Origin of the sequence: Rhodococcus sp. WWJCD1, from assembly GCF_002258735.1 — a bacterium.
Lineage (GTDB): Bacteria > Actinomycetota > Actinomycetes > Mycobacteriales > Mycobacteriaceae > Rhodococcoides.
Genome location: NZ_NOXY01000024.1, coordinates 82,758 through 99,961, shown reverse-complemented (window position 1 = coordinate 99,961; position 17,204 = coordinate 82,758). Strand labels below are relative to the sequence as shown.

The following is a 17,204-nucleotide window of genomic DNA, read 5'->3' as shown; positions in this document are numbered from 1 at the left end:
GTGACGACCCCGAGCGACGACGAGAGAAGGACCGACATGGTCACCATCGACAAGGACCGGCCCGCAGGCGAAGGCACGAAGAAAAGCAGCTGGCTGAGCTCACGCTCGCACCAGCTGAACGAGATTGGGCTGGTCGTCGCGATCATCGCCCTCTACGTGGTACTCGGCCTCACCGCCGCGGGATTCATGGACGGCGCAAACCAATTGGGCATTCTGCGCGATGCGGCGACGATCGGTATCGCGGCGTGGGGCGTGACGCTGGTGATCATCGCCGGTGAGATCGACATCAGCATCGGACCTGCCGTCGCCTTCGCATCCGTGGTCGTCGCGATGGGCAGCACCACATGGGGATTCGGGATCGTCGGCGCAGTCCTCCTCACCCTGGTACTCGGCATCGCGTGGGGCGCACTGGCCGGCTGGCTGGTGGCAGCCTTCAAGGTCCCGTCCTTCATCGCCACACTCGGATTGTGGAGTGTTCTGGGCGGACTCGGGTTTTACCTCACGGACGCCCTACCCGTCGTGCTCCCCGAAAGTGGCTTGTTCGACCTCCTCGGCGGTTCCATTCTCGGCATCCCGACGTCGGCTGTCGTCATGCTCGTTCTCTTCGTCGTGTTCGTCTACATTGCCAAGTTCACCGCCTACGGCCGCTCCATCTACGCCATCGGTGGCAACGCGTCGGCCGCTCGACTGTCGGGTATCAACCTCACGAAGGTCCGCATCCTGCTGTTCGCCACCACCGGGTTGCTCTCGGCCATCACGGGAATCCTGCTCGCGGCACGCTTGGGTGCCGGCTCAGGAAGCGCGGGCTCCGGGCTCGAGTTCGACATCATCGCAGCAGTCGTCATCGGCGGCGCAGCACTCGCCGGTGGACGCGGCACCATGCTCGGGACGTTCCTGGGCGTGGTTTTCATCACGGTGATCGGCAACGGTCTGGTGCTCCTGGGTGTGAACTCGTTCCTGCAGGACGTCATCCGCGGAGTCATCATCGTCGGTGCCGTTCTCATCAACGCACTCATCGGCCGGCGCAGCGCCGCGGCGATGCGAACCTCCTGACCCACCGTCCCAACTCAGAATTAAAGCAGGAGAACATCGTGACCACAGTCGAGCAAGATTCCCCCGTCGTCCCCGCGACGATGCCCGGCATCTACCTCCCGGGCAACTCCACCACGGAACGGCGTACCGTCTCCGTGCCCACACCGGGACCGGGCCAGCTGTTGGTGGAGGTCGGTGCCGCCGGAATCTGCGGCACGGACATCAGCTACATCTATAGGGAGTACAAGACACACCGCGGGATCGACGGACCCGCTTACCGCGGCGTCGTCTCCGGTCACGAGCCGTCGGGTCGCGTCGTTGCGGCGGGACCGAATTGCGCACGGTTCACCGCCGGAGATCGAGTCATCGTCTACCACATCGCCGGCTGCGGGCTCTGCGACAACTGCCGCCGCGGGTACTACATCAGCTGCACTGCGGATTCCCGTGAGTCGTACGGCTGGCAACGTGACGGCGGCAACGCCCGCTACGTTCTCGCGGAAGAGCGGACGTGCGTACCACTGCCCGAGGAATTGTCGTACATCGACGGTGCCTTGATCGCATGCGGATTCGGGACCGCGTACGAAGGTCTACGACGTATCGGAGTCAGCGGAGAGGGCGATTTGCTGGTCGTCGGGTTGGGACCGGTCGGATTGGCGGCCGGCATGATCGGGCGCGGGATGGGCGCACGACGAGTGGTCGGCGTCGAGTTGTCCGAAATACGCCGCACCTGGGCGGACTCCCTCGGGATCTTCGACGCCACTGTCTCTCCCGACGAGGCCGACGCCCTTCTCACCGAGATGACCGGTGGTGCCGGGTTCGGTTTCACCATCGACGCCTCGGGCTCGGCACCGGGCCGCACTACCGCCGTGCAACACGCGGCCGAATGGGGCCACGTCTCGTTCATCGGCGAGGGTGGCCGCTTCGACACGGAAGTCTCGGACACGTTGCTGCACAAGCAACTGACGCTGCACGCATCCTGGGTCACGTCGCTGCAAGCAATGTCCGACCTGGCCCACAACCTTGTCGCCTGGGGTCTGCGTCCGGAGACGGTGGTGAGCGATCGCTTCTCGCTCGACCAGGCCGAAGAAGCGTTCGCTCTGGCCGCCGGCGGCAGTCGAGGCAAAGTCGTGTTCGTCTCGAATTCGGTTCGGTGACAGTGCCCTTGCCTACTGAGGTCGCCACCGAGATCGACGAAGGCGGCGACGCCCGACCCGACGTCGTATGGATCGACAACGCCGTACTGCGCCTCGGGTTCGTCCCCGCGCTGGGTGGACGCCTACTCTCGATCCGCCTGCGAGGGCAGGAGTTGTTGTGGCGGAACGCGTCTCTGCTCGATGACGCACTGCATCCGGTCGGGTCACATGTCCCCGAACCCGTTTCCGGCGCGATGAGCCTGTGGAACAACTACGGCGGCGACAAGACGTGGCCGGCACCGCAGGGCTGGTCGGCGGCGAACGAATGGGCGGGACCACCGGACCCCGTGCTGGATTCCGGCTGCTACGACTGGACCGTCGACCGCACCGACGAGTCGACAACCGTGACCATGGCCAGCGGCCACGACCCACGGACCGGCCTCACCCTCACGCGCGCGGTCACCGTGACCCGCGGGCAGAGCGCCTACGACGTGCACTTGTCCGCGCAGAACACCTCCGAGAACAACGTGCGATGGGCGCTGTGGAACGTCACCCAGCGCGCGGGCGGCGAACCCGGGTCCGGCGGTGTGGACATCGGCGTCGAGCCCGGCGATCACCGATCAGTCGAGTTGGCCGTCGGCACGGGCGCACCGCGCGTGGACGCTCTGGGTGCCGACCGACTGCACGTGGCCCACCAGGACATCGTCGTCAAGGTCGGTGTACCCGGAGCCAGCGGATGGTTGGCGCACAACGCTTTCGGCACCACCGCGACGCAGACGTTCACCGTCGACCCGACTGCCGAGTATCCGGATCAGGGCTCGCGGGTCGAGGTCTGGATGGAACACCCCCTCACCCACCCGATCACCCACCTGGGTGGCCTGCACCCCAGCGCTCGCATCGTGGAGATCGAACTGCTCGGCCCCTCGGCCGCATTGGCACCGGGTGATCGAACCGATTACCGCTACCGCAGTGGTCTCTCCGAAGGTTCGGGCGACGTCCGCGCCGTCACTCCGGTCGGACACTGGGAAGGCGACGACCGCTTCTGCAGCTACCTCTCCGGCGACCTCATCGTCGACGGTGAGGCCGTGGCATCCGTTCGGGCGGGCGATGCTCATACCATCGCGGTTGTCGGTGATACGACGCTGCGGGACTACACCGGGACCGACTACGACGTGACCCCAGCACGGAAGGACACTCCATGACACGCACCGTTCTCATCACCGGCGCGGCCGGCGGTATCGGTGCCGCGACGGCCCGTCGGATGGCGGCATCGGGGTGGTCCGTCGCGTTGTTGGATCTCGACGATCGAGTCGATGAGGTTGCAGCAGAGATCGAGTCGGCAGGTGGGCGAGCTCTCGCGTTCGTCGGCGATGTCACGTCGGAGAACGATTGGAACGATGCGCTCGACCGGGTCCACGCCGAACTCGGTCCGGTGGATGCCCTCGTGAGCAACGCCCTCGCCACCGACCGGGTGCCACTGCACGAGATGACGTTGGCGTCGTGGCAACGGCAACTGGACGTCAACCTCACCGGAACGTTCCTCGGTGTGCGGGCATGCTTGAGCGATCTGCGCCGCGACCGGAGCGGGTCGATCGTGCTCGTGTCATCGGTGCACGCCAACTTCGGGCTCCCCGCCGTCCCTGCCTACGCGGCGACCAAGGCCGGGCTGACGGGTCTCACTCGCCAGCTCGCGACCGAATACGGTGGCGAGGTCCGGGTGAACTGTCTGCTGCCCGGACCGGTGCTGACCGCGCAGTGGGACGGGATCTCGGATGCAGACCGCGCAGCCAGTGCGGCCCACACCGCGACCGGCCGACTCGGACAACCGGACGAGGTGGCGGCACCGATCGAATTTCTACTGGGCGATGGCGCCTCGTTCATCACCGGAGCCACCCTCGTCGTCGACGGCGGGTGGAGTATCACCAAGAATTCGGCATGAGCGAGCACACCGATGGCGTGAAGGGGATCGCATGACGGGCTACACAGGACGCGGATTGCACGGCACCACAGTCGAACTGCTCGGCTCACGCATCGTGGACGGCACCATCACCCCTGGTGAGACCCTCGACCTTCGCGCTCTGGGCTCGGAGATGGACCTGTCGATGACGGCGTTGCGGGAGGCCATCAAGGTGCTTGCCGCGAAGGGTTTGCTCGATTCTCGGCAGCGACGCGGCACCTTCGTCCGCGACCGGGCCGCATGGAACGTGCTGGACAGCGACGTCATCCGATGGCGGCACGCCGCGGGCGATGCGGCGGCAATGCTCACCGAGCTGGCCGAGGTTCGCGCCATCATCGAACCGTCGGCGGCAGGCCTCGCTGCGCTGCGCCGCACCGACGACGATCTCGCCGACTTCGAGGCAGCGCTCGACAACATGGAGGCAGCGTCATCGGCCGGTGCGGACCAAGCAGCCGCAGCCGACCTTGCCTGGCACGCGATACTGCTGCGTGCGGCCCACAACGAAATGCTCGCCAGCATGAGCATCTTCGTAGAACCGGCCCTGATGGTTCGAGACTCATTGGTGCACAACCACACCGAAGACAATCCGGTCCCCAGCCACCGTGCCGTCGTCGACGCCATCAGAGCGAGCGATGCGGCCGGTGCGGTCGAGCTGACCCGTGCGCTTCTCGACAAGTCCGTCGACGACCTGTCGCGCGTGCTCGAACTGATCAACAGCAAGGACCACGAGTGAAGATCACTGCAATCGACACGTTTGCTGTCGCACCCCGCTGGCTGTTCTGCCGCGTCGAGACCGATGCCGGCATCGTCGGGTGGGGTGAGCCCGTCGTCGAGGGCCGCGCCGACACGGTGCGCGCCGCCGTTCGAGAACTGGCCGAGCTCCTCATCGGCCGCGATCCCCGCACCGTCGAAGCGCACTGGCAGGTGATGACGAAAGGCGGTTTCTATCGCGGCGGACCGGTGCTGTCCAGCGCAGTCGCCGGACTGGACCAGGCACTGTGGGACATCCTCGGCAAATCGCTCGGTGTGCCCGTCCATCAGCTGCTCGGCGGCGCGGTGCGCGACCGAGTCCGCGTATACGGATGGATCGGCGGCGACGAACCGGCCGAGGTGGCCGACGCTGCCCAGGCTCAGATCGAGAACGGGCTGACTGCACTGAAGATGAACGCGTGCGGCCGCCTGGGGCGTCTCGCCACCGCAGCCGAGCTCGATGGTGTGGTGGAGCGTGTCTCGCAGGTTCGTGCGGCGATCGGCGACGGAAACGACGTGGCGATCGACTTCCACGGCAGAGTCGGTGTCGCGGACGCGCGGCGACTGCTACCGATGTTGGAGCCGCTCCGGCCGCTGTTCGTCGAGGAACCGGTGCTCCCGGAATTTGCGCATCGACTCCGAGACATCGTGTCCAGCAGCAGTGTTCCGATCGGCACCGGCGAACGGTTGTTCTCACGCGCGGAGTTCTTGCCTGTCCTCGAAGCCGGCGTGACCGTCGTTCAACCGGACATCTCCCATGCGGGCGGAATCTCCGAGGTGCGGCGCATCGCCACGCTCGCCGACACTTTCGGGGCTCTGCTGGCACCGCACTGCCCACTCGGTCCGATCGCGTTGGCGGCGAGTTTACAAGTCGCATTCGCCACGCCGAACTTCCTACTGCAGGAGCAGTCCATCGGCATTCACTACAACGAAGGCAGCGCGGAGCTGCTCGACTATGTGCTCGACCGGTCACCGTTCGCCTTCGTCGACGGTCACGTCGAGCGTTGGACCGCAGCCGGTTTGGGCATCGAGGTCGACGAGGATGCTGTACGTCGCGCCGACGCCGTTGCCGAGAGCTGGCACGGCCCGATCTGGCACCACCCGGATGGTTCGTTCGCCGAATGGTGACGAGCTCTACAGAAACGAGAACTTCCATGACTCTGTTGGACGACCTTCGCGATCACCGATTGCTCGGCATCATCCGCGGTACCGACGCCGCAGCGTCCATCGACACCGCCCTCGCCCTCGCCGACGAAGGGGTCCGTCTCTTCGAGGTGTCGCTGACGTCGGCCGACGCACTGCGGGTCATCGAGACTGTTGCCGCTCGCCTCGACGGGAAGGTTCAGCTGGGGGCCGGCACAGTGATCGACCCGGCGGATGTCGCGCGGGTACGAGACGCCGGCGCGACGTACGTCGTCACCCCCGCCGTCGCACCGTCGGTCGAAGTTGCTGTCGCCGGCGGTATTCCGGTGCTGTGTGGCGCACTGACACCGACGGAAGTCGTCACGGCAGTCGGCCTCGGCGTCGACGGCGTCAAGATCTTCCCGGCGTCGGTCTTCGGACCGCAGTACTTCAAGGATCTGCGGGCACCGTTCCCCGATGTGCCGCTCATCCCGGTCGGCGGGGTCGGGGCCGACGCAATCGCGACATATCTCGCCAACGGGGCCACCGCTGTCGGCGTCGCCAGTCCACTGTGTGGCGACGCTCCGAACGGTGGCGATCTCGGCGAACTTCGCGACCGCGCGCGTGCGTTTCTCGACGCTGTCCGAACCGACCGATGACTGCCGACCTCGACGTCGTGACCATCGGTGAGTCGATGGTGGCAGTTCGGTGCGCAGGCCTGATCAAGTTCGGTGGCGCAGCGACCGTGGCGATGGCCGGGGCAGAGACCAACGTCGCCATCGGTCTCGCTCGGCTGGGCCATCGGGTCCGCTGGGCCGGACGGGTGGGTGCCGACGAATCCGGCGAACTGATCCTCCGCACACTACGAGCCGAGAACGTGTTGACGGACACCGTGGTTCGCGATCCCGATCACGCCACCGGGCTGGTGATGTTCGAGCAGCGCCTGCCCGACGTCACTCGCGTCGAATACCACCGCTCGGGCTCGGCAGGATCCCGGCTCACCCCTGCCGACGCCGTCACTGCGTTGACCGAGTCGCCCCGCATCCTCCACCTCACCGGCATCACGCCCGCGCTGTCGACGGATGCCGCCGCCGCGATCGAGACCGCTGTACGGCGTGCCCGCGCCGACGGTGTGCTCGTGTCGTTCGACGTCAATTTTCGGTCCCGGCTGTGGGACCCGGATTCAGCGGCCGCGGTGCTGCGTCCGCTCGTTCGTGCTTCACACATCGTGATTGCGTCCGAAGACGAATTGGATCTGGTCGCAACGCATCCGGACGAACTGCTCGACGCAGGGGTGCACGAGGTGGTCATCAAGAGAGGCGCCGACGGTGCCGCCGTCCACACCCACGATGGCGTCGACGAAGAGCCCGGCCACCGAGTGACAGTCGTCGATTCCATCGGAGCGGGCGACGCATTCACCGCGGGATACCTGTCCGGCCGTCTCGACGGGCTGTCCATCACCGAACGGCTCGCTCGTGCGAACACGTTGGGAGCGTTCGCAGTATCGACCCGCGGTGACTGGGAGGGGTTACCCACACGCGGGGAGCTCGGTCTGATCACCACCGAATCCGGGGCGGCGCTGCGATGACTCTCGTGGGTGAATGGGCACCGCTGTCCGATGCGCGATACGAATTGGGCGAAGGAGCAAGAGCCTCGGACGGCGGATTCGTGTTCGTCGACCTACTGGCCGGCGCGTTGATCGCAGACGACGGCTCGATGCTTCACAACTTGGACGTACCTCTCGGGGCTGTGGCACCTCGAACGGATGGAGGATGGATTGCCGCTGCGGGCAACGGGATCGCCTTCCTGGACCGGTCCGGCGGCGAGATCGAGTGGGTTGCCGACCTGCTGGTCGACGCACTGGTGCCGATGCGCATGAACGACGGGGTCGCCGATCCGCACGGCCGATTCTGGGCAGGTGCCATGCCGTACGGAGACCATCCCGGCACCGGGTTCCTCGTGCGTGTCGACGTCGACGGCAGCATTCGTCGTGTCCTCGACGGACTGACGATTCCGAACGGTCCGGCCTTCTCCGCGGACGGATCCGTCATGTATCTGGCGGAGAGCTCGGCGGGATTGATCACCCGGTACGACGTGGCCGACAACGGCCATCTTCTTGCCCCAACAGTTTTCGCCGAAGTCGGTGACGCCAGTCCGGATGGAATGACCGTCGACGCCGACGGGTACCTCTGGTCGGCGCTGTGGGGTGGGCACCGTCTTCATCGGTATGCGCCGGATGGGGGACTCGAGGAGATCGTTCCGGTCCCCGCAGCTCAGCCGACCAGCATTGCCCTCGCCTCTGGGCGCATTCTGGTCACCACCGCAACGACCGGACTCGACGCGCCGGGCCCCTGGGACGGAGCGACCCTGGTTGCGTCGACCACCGTCGCCGGTGTGCCGACCGCGATGTTCGGTGGTTGACCTATTCGATCCAGGGTGTCCCCGGGTTCGACCAGCGAAGTGTGTGGTCTGCCATGAGCATCGGACCAGGGTGACCTGATCTCGACAGGGTCGCAGGGCGACGGCTCCCGGATACCTGGCGGCTTTCCTGATCCGCTGAAAGTACTCACAGCCCCTTGACCATCGCAGGACACACAGCACAAACGCAAGTGTGTCGGTACCCGATGCTTCGATGGCGGTATGTCACGACTCGACGAGGGGTTTCCGCCGCCCACGGCCTGTGTGCAGTGGTGTCAGCACCGCAGCTACGACCTGCATGTCCTCGACGACGGTGTGGAGGTGGACCTGGATTGGTGGAACGGCCACCTCGACCGGGCAGGCCACGACCTTCGGCTGCGCGGGCGCAATCTCGACGGCGAAATCGTGGAGTACGGCGGTGCCACGGTGCAGCGCAACGATCTTCGGATCGGCACCGATCTGGCTGTAGGCGAACACGATTCGCTCGGCCTGTTGTTTCTCTGCGCAGCATGGCAGGGCAGCCACCGGCACCGCAGAGCAATGCGGAGATTTCCGGACGTCATGAACCCGCACCTCAGCCGTCCCGACGAGAACCCCGTCGCCAAGACTCTTGCCGTGCTCAACAGCTGTGTCCGCAACCGCGCAGTACCCGACCACCCGAACTCGACCTGGTCCGGCTGGCCCGATGCTCCCGGCGTCGGAATGTCGCTGATGGCCACGTTCTTGTGGGCGGTGAAAGCCTCGGTCTACGGCGGCCCGGCGCAGCTGATCGACCAATACGGAGTCTCGACCCTCATCCACGAAGGGTGGCTCGAAGATCCGTCCGTCACCGGCTTCACTCGTCGACGCTACGACCGCTACGTCGAACTCATCACCGCATGGGCCACCGACATCGGCACCAGCCCCGAACTCGTCGAAATGTGGCTCGTGCAGCGCTGGAGCGCCCGACTCAACGAAGCACGACACGGTCGCTACACCGCACCAACGCTGTTCTGAACAGCCAGTTCACGAGCAAATCCTATTCAGCTCTTGCGGCGTCGAACTCCCGACTCTATGGTTATTCCGGAATTACGGAATAACGGATGGGAGAACTCGATGCGACGCTCGACCTGGATCTCGACAGCCTGTGCAGCTGCGCTGTTGGTGGGCGGATGCGCCACCGACACCGACGCAACTGCAGCGACCACCACTACCCCGACGCCAGAGAACTGCGCGCCCGTCACGTCCACCGACCTCGCGACCGAGGACGGCTGGATCGGACTGATCGATCAAGCGCCCGACACAGTCAGCCTTGTCATCGACGACGGCCGCGGCCGAACCGTCGAACATCGGGCAGACCAGGAGCAGGTACTCGCCTCCGCAATCAAGGTGGTGCATCTCGCCGCATACGCGCAGGCAGTCGCGAACGGCACCATTGACCCCAACGAGCAAGTGGCCCTGTCGGATTGGGAACACTGGTACGTACCCGGTACCGACGCCAATGCACATCCGAAGGCCTTGACCCGGTTGGGTATTGCGAACGCCGGCACCAACGCAACCGACCCCAACGCCACGGTCCGCATCGACGACATGGTCTCGGCCATGATCCAGGAAAGCGACAACTCGGTGCCCGACTACCTCCGATACCGACTCGGCGATCAGGCACTCGTCGACGCCGCAGCAACCGGAGGCTGGGAGAACTTCGAGCTACCGAGCATGGTGGCCGACATGCTCTCGGTCTTCGATCCCGAACTCGCCGATGCAGATACCTGGGAGACTGCACAGAAGTGGGCGTTCGACCCGCAGTTCCGGGCCCAGGTCGAGGCGTCCGTGCAAGTGCCGATCTACGAAGACCAGGCCGCCAGGGTTGAGAGCAGTTTCCGCGGCGGTTCGGCCGAAGAGTTGAACGGAATGTATCGCGCCTTCACGGACGGCACTTATGGCAACGCATCCGACACCATTCTGCGCCAACTGGAATGGCAACCCGCCGGCGACAGCGTTCTCGGTGTCGGCTTCAAAGGTGGCAGCCTCCCCGGTGTCCTGACCCAGGGATTCGAGTTGCGCCGCAACGACGGAACAGTCGCGACGGCGGTGTGGCTCACCGACGGACTGTCGGCCGACCGATTCGATCAAGCCATGGCCGGAGCCGGCACGCAGCAGCAACTCATTGTCGAGGCGATGCTCTCGACGGAGGTTCTAGACCGGATAGCCTGCGTGGTGTGAGCACAGAGTTCGAGTCGAGACTGGCAGAGCTGGAAGCCCGCGTCGCCGAACTGGAACGACGCGACGCTCCCGAGCAGCTCGAGGCTGTACCGTCGACCGGCGGTTTGATCGCCTACCAAGGCGACGTGCATCTGTACGGCACGGTCCGCTGGGACATCGGCTACTCCCCCGACGCCATCGTGGAGCTACCCGTTCCGTCGGCATCAGAAGTGCTTGCTGCCCTGGGACATCCAGTGCGGTTGCAGATCGTGCGGACACTGCTTCGCGGCCCAGCGAACGCGGCAGACCTGCACGCGGCGGTGGGAGTCGGCTCGTCCGGTCAGATCTATCACCACCTCAAGACGCTCAGTTCGGCGAACATCGTCGAGCAGCAGGGCCGCGGCGACTACCGAATCGCCGCGAAACGCGTCGTGCCGGTGCTTGTTTCGATGCTCGCTGCTGCTGATATCGCGGGCGATCTGGGCACCTGACCGCCTCGCGCAACCGTCGGATCAGGGCACGAACAACACACCCAAGCCGGGGATGAGGGCGTTCGATGCCGGCGGGGCTTGCCACTGCTCACGGTTGTGGGTGACCATCACGACCACCGGGCCCGCACCGGTCTGCGCGGTCGCTTCGAGAGGCAGATTGACCGGATATCTCGGCTCCGCGTTGATCGGTAGCGATGGATTCTCGAGGGCTTCCCAGTGCCGTATATCGACCGCTCCGACGGCACCGGTGGCGAGATTGCGCCAGTTCACCGTCAGGAAGCGGTAATTGAACTGGTAGTAGTACGGCCTGATGTCTGCAGCCGCGAAGCGCACCTCACCCGGCTTCTCACCTACTGTCGCCTTGATCGGAATCGTCTGAACGAGTCCACCTGGAACCCCAGCCGGTCCGAACTCCGGCCCGGTGACGACGGGCACCAGAAGCTCGGACGTCGTGGGTGCTGCCGTCGCCTCGCCCACTCCCACACCCAGAACCAGTGGTACGGAGACCACCAGCGCCACTACTCCGCGTCGCAAAGATGTTCGCATTGTGTGCCTTTCGTTCGCGTTCGAATCAGGGGACCAGTACTACGCCGGCACCGGGGAGAAGCGTGTCGAGGTACGGAGAGCCCCACTGACCGCCGTTCGAGTAGTCCCGGGTGTGCGTCACCGTCACCACGACGGGACCCGAGCCGGTGTTTGCTACCACCTCGAGCGGAAGATCTTCCCGTCCGTAGGGTCCCTCGGGCGACGGTGTCGGATCGTCTTGCCAGTGCCGAAGGTCGGCGGCACCCGTTGCGCCCGTCGCCAAGTTCCGCCAGGTCAGGTTCAGATACCGGTAGGGATACTGGTCGGCGAATGGGGCAATGTTCGCTGCCGAGAAGCGGGCAACACCGGGCTCGTCGCCCACGGTGGCTTTCATCGGAATGGTCTGGAAGAAGCCACCGGGGACGGCTCCGGGAGCGATCTGGAACCCGGTCACGATCGGCACTTGCAGATTCGTCACCTGCGGCGACGCAGTCGCCGTGCCCGCTCCGATACCGAACACCAAGGGAGCAGTAAGTGCCGTCGCTACTACCGCTCCCCGCAATGACTTTCGCATACTGCATGCCTTTCGTCTATGTCACACAACGTGATTCCAGATCGGAAAAAATCTCACACCAGGCGTCTCAGGTTGAAGCTGAAACATCAACTGGTTCTTGAGTGTTTCGTCGTTTCACCCTCGCAGGCGAAATGTCCGATCGTCTACCCGTATACCGATTCGTGACGGGGTCGTGATACGAAAGACGTTAACAGACCACTTGACCCGTTCGATAAACGTGCCAAGAGGTGATGCACTCTGCGCCACCGGTGAGGACGAACGAATGAGGCAAGTCCGCAACATCGTGGCCATGTGTGCGCTGGTCGCCGCGACCACTCTTGGGGCCACCGCGTGCGGTTCCCAGGAGCCGACCAGCACCGATCCAGCGCCGGTCACCAGCGCAGCGCCCGCTCCGTCAGCCGCCGACTCCCCCGACGTGGGCGGTGGCACCGGAACGGACGGACCAGCGGTCGAGGCTTCGGAGGTCGTGACTCCGGCATCTGAGCAGCCCGCCGATGCAGGGCCTGCAGCAGTGCCGCCCGCTCCCAACCGTGACGACGTCAACGTCGATGCGCGCGACTACGAGCAGGCCGGCGGCCAGTACTTCTTCCAGTCCCCCAGCGGAAATGTGTTCTGCGGATTCAACTCGTCCAATGCTCCCGGCACCATCGTGGGCTGCCAGGTTCGCTACTCGGTGCCGGGCAATACCGGACGCGAGTGCGCAAACACGGCTAACAACACCTACGGGGTGAAGATCAACCAAGACGGCACTGTCGAACAGATCTGCACCAACCAGGGAATTTTCGTCGGCGATCCGAACAACGGCGACACTCAGGTACTTCAGTACGGCCAGGTCATCGGAGTGACGGGCAACTTCTGCCGCTCCGCCGAAGCCGGGATCACCTGCTACGACGGCGACAGAGGATTCATGATCTCCCGCGACGTCAACATCGCGTTCTGATGAAGAAGCTCCGAATGTTCCGTAGAGCAGCCGTACTCGCGGCCAGTGCTGCCGTCGCTTTCGCTATGACGGCCTGCGGCAACGAAGATGCCCCCGCGACCGCACCGGCCCCAGCTCCCAGCGCCGCGTCGCAGATTCCCGCGCCGCCCCAGGTGACCATTGCAAACCCGCCGGCCGACACCACAGTCTCCGACGCCGCACCGGAGACCGCCGATCCAGGCCAGAACAGCGCGGACCCGGTGAACAACACCGCACCGATCACCCCCGTCGACCCGGCCCGCTACACCGCGTACGGCAACGAGGTCGGGTGGAAGTCACCGTCCGGAAAGATCTACTGCAAGATCGGCAACACCGAATTCGGATCCGGGTGCCAGTCAGGAGATGCTCCGGTACCGGACGGCGCGAACTGCGTCACCCCGTCGTTCACCATCGACCAACTGAGCAAAGGCTTCTACATGGTGCCGGGGAAGGTGACGCCGACCTGCTTCAACCAGGGCCAATTCGGCGTCGAGAACGCGCAGACGTTGGAATACAACACCTCTATCACGTTCAACGGGATGACCTGCTTCTCCCGTGTCGAAGCGATGATCTGCGACGCCGGAGGCGGCCACGGTTTCGTGTTGTCGATGCAGCAAGCGACGTCCAACTGATGACGGGGCCCAGGATGCGCACGGTCGTCATCGCCATTACCTGTATTGGCTTTGCCCTGGCGGGTTGCAGCAGTTCGGACGAACCGACGGATGCGATGCCGTCTGTCATTCCCACTGTGGTTGCTGGTGCGCCAGCGACATCGACCGACGCATCAGCGTCACCCTCGGTCACTCCGCAACCGGGCAACAGTGAATCCGATTCTCCAGCAACACCATCGGTCGACTCGGCGCCGATCACTCCCATCGACCCGGCACGATATGCCGCCATTAACAACGAGGTCGGGTGGAAGTCGCCGTCCGGCAATGTCTATTGCAAGCTCGGGTTCACCGCGTTCTCTTCGGGCTGTCAAGCCACGAACGCACCGGTGCCCGACGGTGCCGACTGCGACAAGCCGCCGTTTTCGGCCGACGAAATGAGCAAAGGCTTCTTCCTAGATCCCGGGCAGGTGACGCCGATGTGCTTCAACCAAGGCGCTTTCGGGGTCGAGAATGCTCAGCCGCTGGAGTACAACACATCGATTTCGTTCAACGGCTACACCTGCTATTCGCGGGTCGAGGCAATGGTCTGCGACGCGGGCGGCGGGCACGGATTCGTGTTGTCGATGCAGCAGGCGACGTGGAACTGATCACCGAGCCTCATCCAGACGAGGCTCCGTGACGAAGTCGTCCAGATCGACCCGCCGCGTCATCTCCCAGTAGTCGACGATGCGCCATGGCAGCGTCGAGACCACGCGTCCGGCGTCGTTGCGGTACCAGTTGTCCATGCCGCCGTGCGACCAGATCATCTTCGCGTGCGCCTCGTCGTGTTTGCGGACATACTCCGTCTCCACGTCGGCCTTGCACTCGATGGCTCCGATCCGCTTGTCCACCATGTCGATCAACACATCGACGATGTAGCGCACCTGGCATTCGGCGATGGTGATGTAACTGCCCCCGTGGCCCAGCACCGTTCCGGGGCCGCAGGTGATGAAGAAGTTCGGGAAGTCCGGGACGGTGATGCCGAGGTACGCGTGCGCATCTTCCGGGCCCCAGATATCGCGGATGGACTCCCCCGACCGTCCGCGCACGTCGATCGGCGTCAGCAGCTTGTGGGTCTCGAATCCCGTCGCGAGGATCACCACATCGACCTCGGTCTCCGAACCATCCCGTGCCACAACCGAGTTGGCAGTGATCGAGGAGACAGCGTCGGCGATGAGCGTGACGTTGTCGCGCTTGAGCGCGGCGTACCAGCCGTTGTCGAGCAACATCCGCTTGCCGAAGGGCGGGTAATCGGGAAGTGACTTCTCGATGAGGTCCGGTCGGCCTTCGAGCTCGGCTTCGATGTAGCGGGTGAAGACCCGTCGATGCGCGTCGTTCGCCGGGTTGATCGAGCGCTGCGGATGCTCCCACTCGGGATCGACCTGCAGCGAACTGTGCACCCGATCGTTGAAGTTCCAGGCGAGTCTGGTCCGGTACCAAAGCCGATACAGCGGAACGACATCCATGAGGTAGTTGGCGTCGTCGCCCATCTCGGTGAAGTACACATCGCTCGACGACACCCACTGCGGCGAGCGCTGAAAGACCGTCGCATGCCCCACCGTCGACGCGATGGCCGGCAGCACCTGCATGGCGCTGGCCCCGGTTCCGACGATGGCGACGCGCTTACCGGTCAGATCCAGATCGGCCGGCCAGTTCGCGGTGTGGAAGATCGGTCCATCGAACGACTCGAGCCCGGGAATGTGGGGCACCTTCGGCCGATTGAGCTGACCGGTCGCGGTGATCACCACGTCGGCGGTCAGCGTGTCGCCGTCGACAGTCGTGACGGTCCAGCCCTGTCGCTGGGCGTCGTACTCGGCGGTCGCAACCTCGGTGTCGAATCGAATACGTTGCCGCAGATCGTGTTCGGACGCGACATCGCTGAGGTACCGCCACACCTCGTCGCGTTTGCCGAAGTGGGTGCTCCAGGCCCGCGGCGCGAAGGAGTAGGAGTACAGGTGGCTGGGGGTGTCGACACCGGCACCGGGGTAGGTGTTCTCGAACCAGCCGCCGCCCACGTCGGAGTTCTTCTCCAGCACTGTGTGACTGATGCCCGCCTCGTGCAGCTTGATGGCCGCGAGCATCCCGGAGACACCGGCACCGATCACGATGACCGACAGATCGTTCGGCGCGGCCACGGGAGTGTCCGCGGCGGTGAACCCCATGTCCTCGGCAACCATGACGCCGAACTCAGGAGGAACCTGCTCACCGACGGCCACGCTGATCATCTCGACGAGGTGCTCTGAGTCGGGCGAGGGCACCGCCATGGGCGCACCCTCGTGGAACGCGCAGATCGCGTCGAGCGCCGCAGATCGGATGCGGTCGGCAACTGCGTCGTCGAATCCGCCCGTGTCGTTGTTGTCCATGCCCCGACTACGCGTGGGGCGATACGGATCGGCGAGCCACATGGGATCTCCGGTCAACTGATAGAGCGCCGCCACCAGCGTGGGCAGATTGGCCGCGGTAAGAGCACGTGAGAGCCGGTCCCGATCTACCCGGTCCCGATCAACCCCACCCACGGTCTCCGCTGCCGTTCCTGCGTCTGTGGACACCGGTACCTCCTGCTGCGCGCTGCTCCATCCGACTCCGACAGCTCAACTAACCACGGTTAGGCAATTTCACGCAAGGGATTCGCGATCTCGAAATTCACAGCGATTCGAGTCTTGACAATGTGGCCCACGCCACACGATGCTTCATGGCACTACCTAACAGCGGACAGGCGAAGGGAAACACCCATGGAACTCACCGAGGCGATGCGTACCACCGGCACCTGCAGGCGGTACCTCAGCGATCCCGTTCCCGACGAGGTGTTCAAGGCCGCGTTCGACGTCGCCCGCTTCGGCCCCCAGGGCGGAAACCGTCAGCCCGTGCGATGGATCGTTGTGCGCGACGCCGCCCGTAAGCAGGCCCTCGCCGATCTCTACCTCCCGATGTGGGACGCCTACTTCGCCGGCATCACCGGCGGAACCGTCGCCGTCGGCGCATTGCCCAAGACCGTCCAGGACGCCGACTACTTCGCCCGCCACCTCGCCGAGGTGCCCGCCATCGTTGTGGTCTGCGCCGCGCTGGACGGACTGCACCCCACCGACCACGAACTCGGACGACTCTCCGTCGTCGGCGGCGCATCCATCTACCCCACCGTCCAGAACCTGTGCCTGAGCCTGCGCGATCAGGGCGTCGCGACCGCGGTGACGACGTTGCTGTGCCACGAGGAACCGGCCATCCGCGATCTGCTCGGCATCCCGGACGACTACATCACCGCCGCGCACATTGCCGTCGGATATCCCGAGAAGTCGTTCCCTCGCAAGCTCACTCGCGATCCCGTAGAGCAGATCGTTGCGGCAGAGACGTTCTCGCAGCCGATGTTCGACTCCGCTGCGCTTTCGCCTGCACTTTAAACCACAGCATCTGAAGGA

At 64.9% G+C, this 17,204-nt stretch carries 19 protein-coding genes; 16 read left to right on the top strand and 3 right to left on the bottom strand.

Going from position 1 to position 17,204, the window contains the following annotated elements:
* The 12 genes from CH286_RS17310 to CH286_RS17255 all read left to right on the top strand — a co-directional run bounded on the left by CH286_RS17310 (position 1) and on the right by CH286_RS17255 (position 11,084).
* A complete protein-coding gene (locus CH286_RS17310; protein ID WP_255182690.1) occupies positions 1 to 1,053 on the top strand; it encodes an ABC transporter permease in 1,053 nt (350 codons plus the stop codon).
* A 38-nt stretch (positions 1,054 to 1,091) separates the two neighbouring features.
* Positions 1,092 to 2,186, top strand: coding sequence for a zinc-dependent alcohol dehydrogenase family protein (locus CH286_RS17305; protein ID WP_255182689.1), 1,095 nt, complete (start codon positions 1,092 to 1,094; stop codon positions 2,184 to 2,186).
* Positions 2,183 to 3,367, top strand: a complete 1,185-nt coding sequence (locus CH286_RS17300; protein ID WP_094609879.1) for a DUF4380 domain-containing protein — start codon at positions 2,183 to 2,185, stop codon at positions 3,365 to 3,367. Before CH286_RS17305 ends, CH286_RS17300 begins: the two co-directional genes overlap by 4 nt.
* Positions 3,364 to 4,104: an SDR family NAD(P)-dependent oxidoreductase gene (locus CH286_RS17295; RefSeq protein ID WP_094609878.1), complete on the top strand. Its 741-nt coding sequence runs from the start codon at positions 3,364 to 3,366 to the stop codon at positions 4,102 to 4,104. The genes CH286_RS17300 and CH286_RS17295 overlap by 4 nt, the downstream gene beginning before the upstream one ends.
* A 31-nt stretch (positions 4,105 to 4,135) precedes the next feature.
* Positions 4,136 to 4,855, top strand: coding sequence for a FadR/GntR family transcriptional regulator (locus CH286_RS17290; RefSeq protein WP_094609877.1), 720 nt, complete (start codon positions 4,136 to 4,138; stop codon positions 4,853 to 4,855).
* Entirely contained in the window at positions 4,852 to 6,000 is a 1,149-nt protein-coding gene (gene dgoD / locus CH286_RS17285; RefSeq protein ID WP_094609876.1) for a galactonate dehydratase, read from the top strand. Before CH286_RS17290 ends, dgoD begins: the two co-directional genes overlap by 4 nt.
* 26 nt (positions 6,001 to 6,026) lie before the next feature.
* Positions 6,027 to 6,653, top strand: coding sequence for a bifunctional 4-hydroxy-2-oxoglutarate aldolase/2-dehydro-3-deoxy-phosphogluconate aldolase (locus CH286_RS17280; RefSeq protein WP_094609875.1), 627 nt, complete (start codon positions 6,027 to 6,029; stop codon positions 6,651 to 6,653).
* Positions 6,650 to 7,582, top strand: coding sequence for a sugar kinase (locus tag CH286_RS17275; protein ID WP_094609874.1), 933 nt, complete (start codon positions 6,650 to 6,652; stop codon positions 7,580 to 7,582). Before CH286_RS17280 ends, CH286_RS17275 begins: the two co-directional genes overlap by 4 nt.
* A complete protein-coding gene (locus CH286_RS17270; protein ID WP_094609873.1) occupies positions 7,579 to 8,415 on the top strand; it encodes an SMP-30/gluconolactonase/LRE family protein in 837 nt (278 codons plus the stop codon). The genes CH286_RS17275 and CH286_RS17270 overlap by 4 nt, the downstream gene beginning before the upstream one ends.
* 219 nt (positions 8,416 to 8,634) lie before the next feature.
* Entirely contained in the window at positions 8,635 to 9,408 is a 774-nt protein-coding gene (locus tag CH286_RS17265) for an 8-oxoguanine DNA glycosylase OGG fold protein (protein WP_094609872.1), read from the top strand.
* A gap of 99 nt (positions 9,409 to 9,507) precedes the next feature.
* Positions 9,508 to 10,614 carry a serine hydrolase gene (locus CH286_RS17260; RefSeq protein ID WP_094609871.1) on the top strand — a complete coding sequence of 369 codons (1,107 nt, stop codon included), beginning with the start codon at positions 9,508 to 9,510 and terminating at the stop codon, positions 10,612 to 10,614.
* Entirely contained in the window at positions 10,611 to 11,084 is a 474-nt protein-coding gene (locus CH286_RS17255; protein WP_094609870.1) for an ArsR/SmtB family transcription factor, read from the top strand. The genes CH286_RS17260 and CH286_RS17255 overlap by 4 nt, the downstream gene beginning before the upstream one ends.
* A 21-nt stretch (positions 11,085 to 11,105) precedes the next feature.
* On the opposite strand, the gene CH286_RS17250 is transcribed toward CH286_RS17255, so the two are convergent.
* Both CH286_RS17250 and CH286_RS17245 read right to left on the bottom strand, forming a co-directional pair.
* The gene (locus CH286_RS17250; RefSeq protein ID WP_094609869.1) at positions 11,106 to 11,630 is read right to left on the bottom strand and encodes a hypothetical protein; all 525 of its coding nucleotides are present in this window, start codon (positions 11,628 to 11,630) and stop codon (positions 11,106 to 11,108) included.
* A gap of 25 nt (positions 11,631 to 11,655) precedes the next feature.
* On the bottom strand, positions 11,656 to 12,183 hold the full coding sequence (locus CH286_RS17245; protein WP_094609868.1) for a hypothetical protein: 528 nt from the start codon (positions 12,181 to 12,183) through the stop codon (positions 11,656 to 11,658).
* 262 nt (positions 12,184 to 12,445) lie between these two features.
* Here CH286_RS17245 and CH286_RS17240 point away from each other — a divergent pair, with 262 nt between their 5' ends.
* The 3 genes from CH286_RS17240 to CH286_RS17230 are packed head-to-tail and all read left to right on the top strand — an operon-like array spanning position 12,446 to position 14,399.
* Positions 12,446 to 13,123 carry a hypothetical protein gene (locus CH286_RS17240; RefSeq protein ID WP_094609896.1) on the top strand — a complete coding sequence of 226 codons (678 nt, stop codon included), beginning with the start codon at positions 12,446 to 12,448 and terminating at the stop codon, positions 13,121 to 13,123.
* Positions 13,124 to 13,137: 14 nt separating this feature from the next.
* The gene (locus tag CH286_RS17235; protein WP_141215861.1) at positions 13,138 to 13,773 is read left to right on the top strand and encodes a hypothetical protein; all 636 of its coding nucleotides are present in this window, start codon (positions 13,138 to 13,140) and stop codon (positions 13,771 to 13,773) included.
* Positions 13,774 to 13,787: 14 nt separating this feature from the next.
* Positions 13,788 to 14,399 carry a hypothetical protein gene (locus CH286_RS17230; RefSeq protein ID WP_141215860.1) on the top strand — a complete coding sequence of 204 codons (612 nt, stop codon included), beginning with the start codon at positions 13,788 to 13,790 and terminating at the stop codon, positions 14,397 to 14,399.
* Here CH286_RS17230 and CH286_RS17225 read toward each other — a convergent pair whose 3' ends face one another.
* Positions 14,400 to 16,340, bottom strand: coding sequence for a flavin-containing monooxygenase (locus CH286_RS17225; RefSeq protein WP_255182688.1), 1,941 nt, complete (start codon positions 16,338 to 16,340; stop codon positions 14,400 to 14,402).
* Between the two features lie 183 nt (positions 16,341 to 16,523).
* On the opposite strand from CH286_RS17225, the gene CH286_RS17220 reads away from it, so the two are divergent.
* Positions 16,524 to 17,186, top strand: a complete 663-nt coding sequence (locus tag CH286_RS17220) for a nitroreductase family protein (RefSeq protein ID WP_094609865.1) — start codon at positions 16,524 to 16,526, stop codon at positions 17,184 to 17,186.
* Positions 17,187 to 17,204 lie beyond the last annotated feature (18 nt).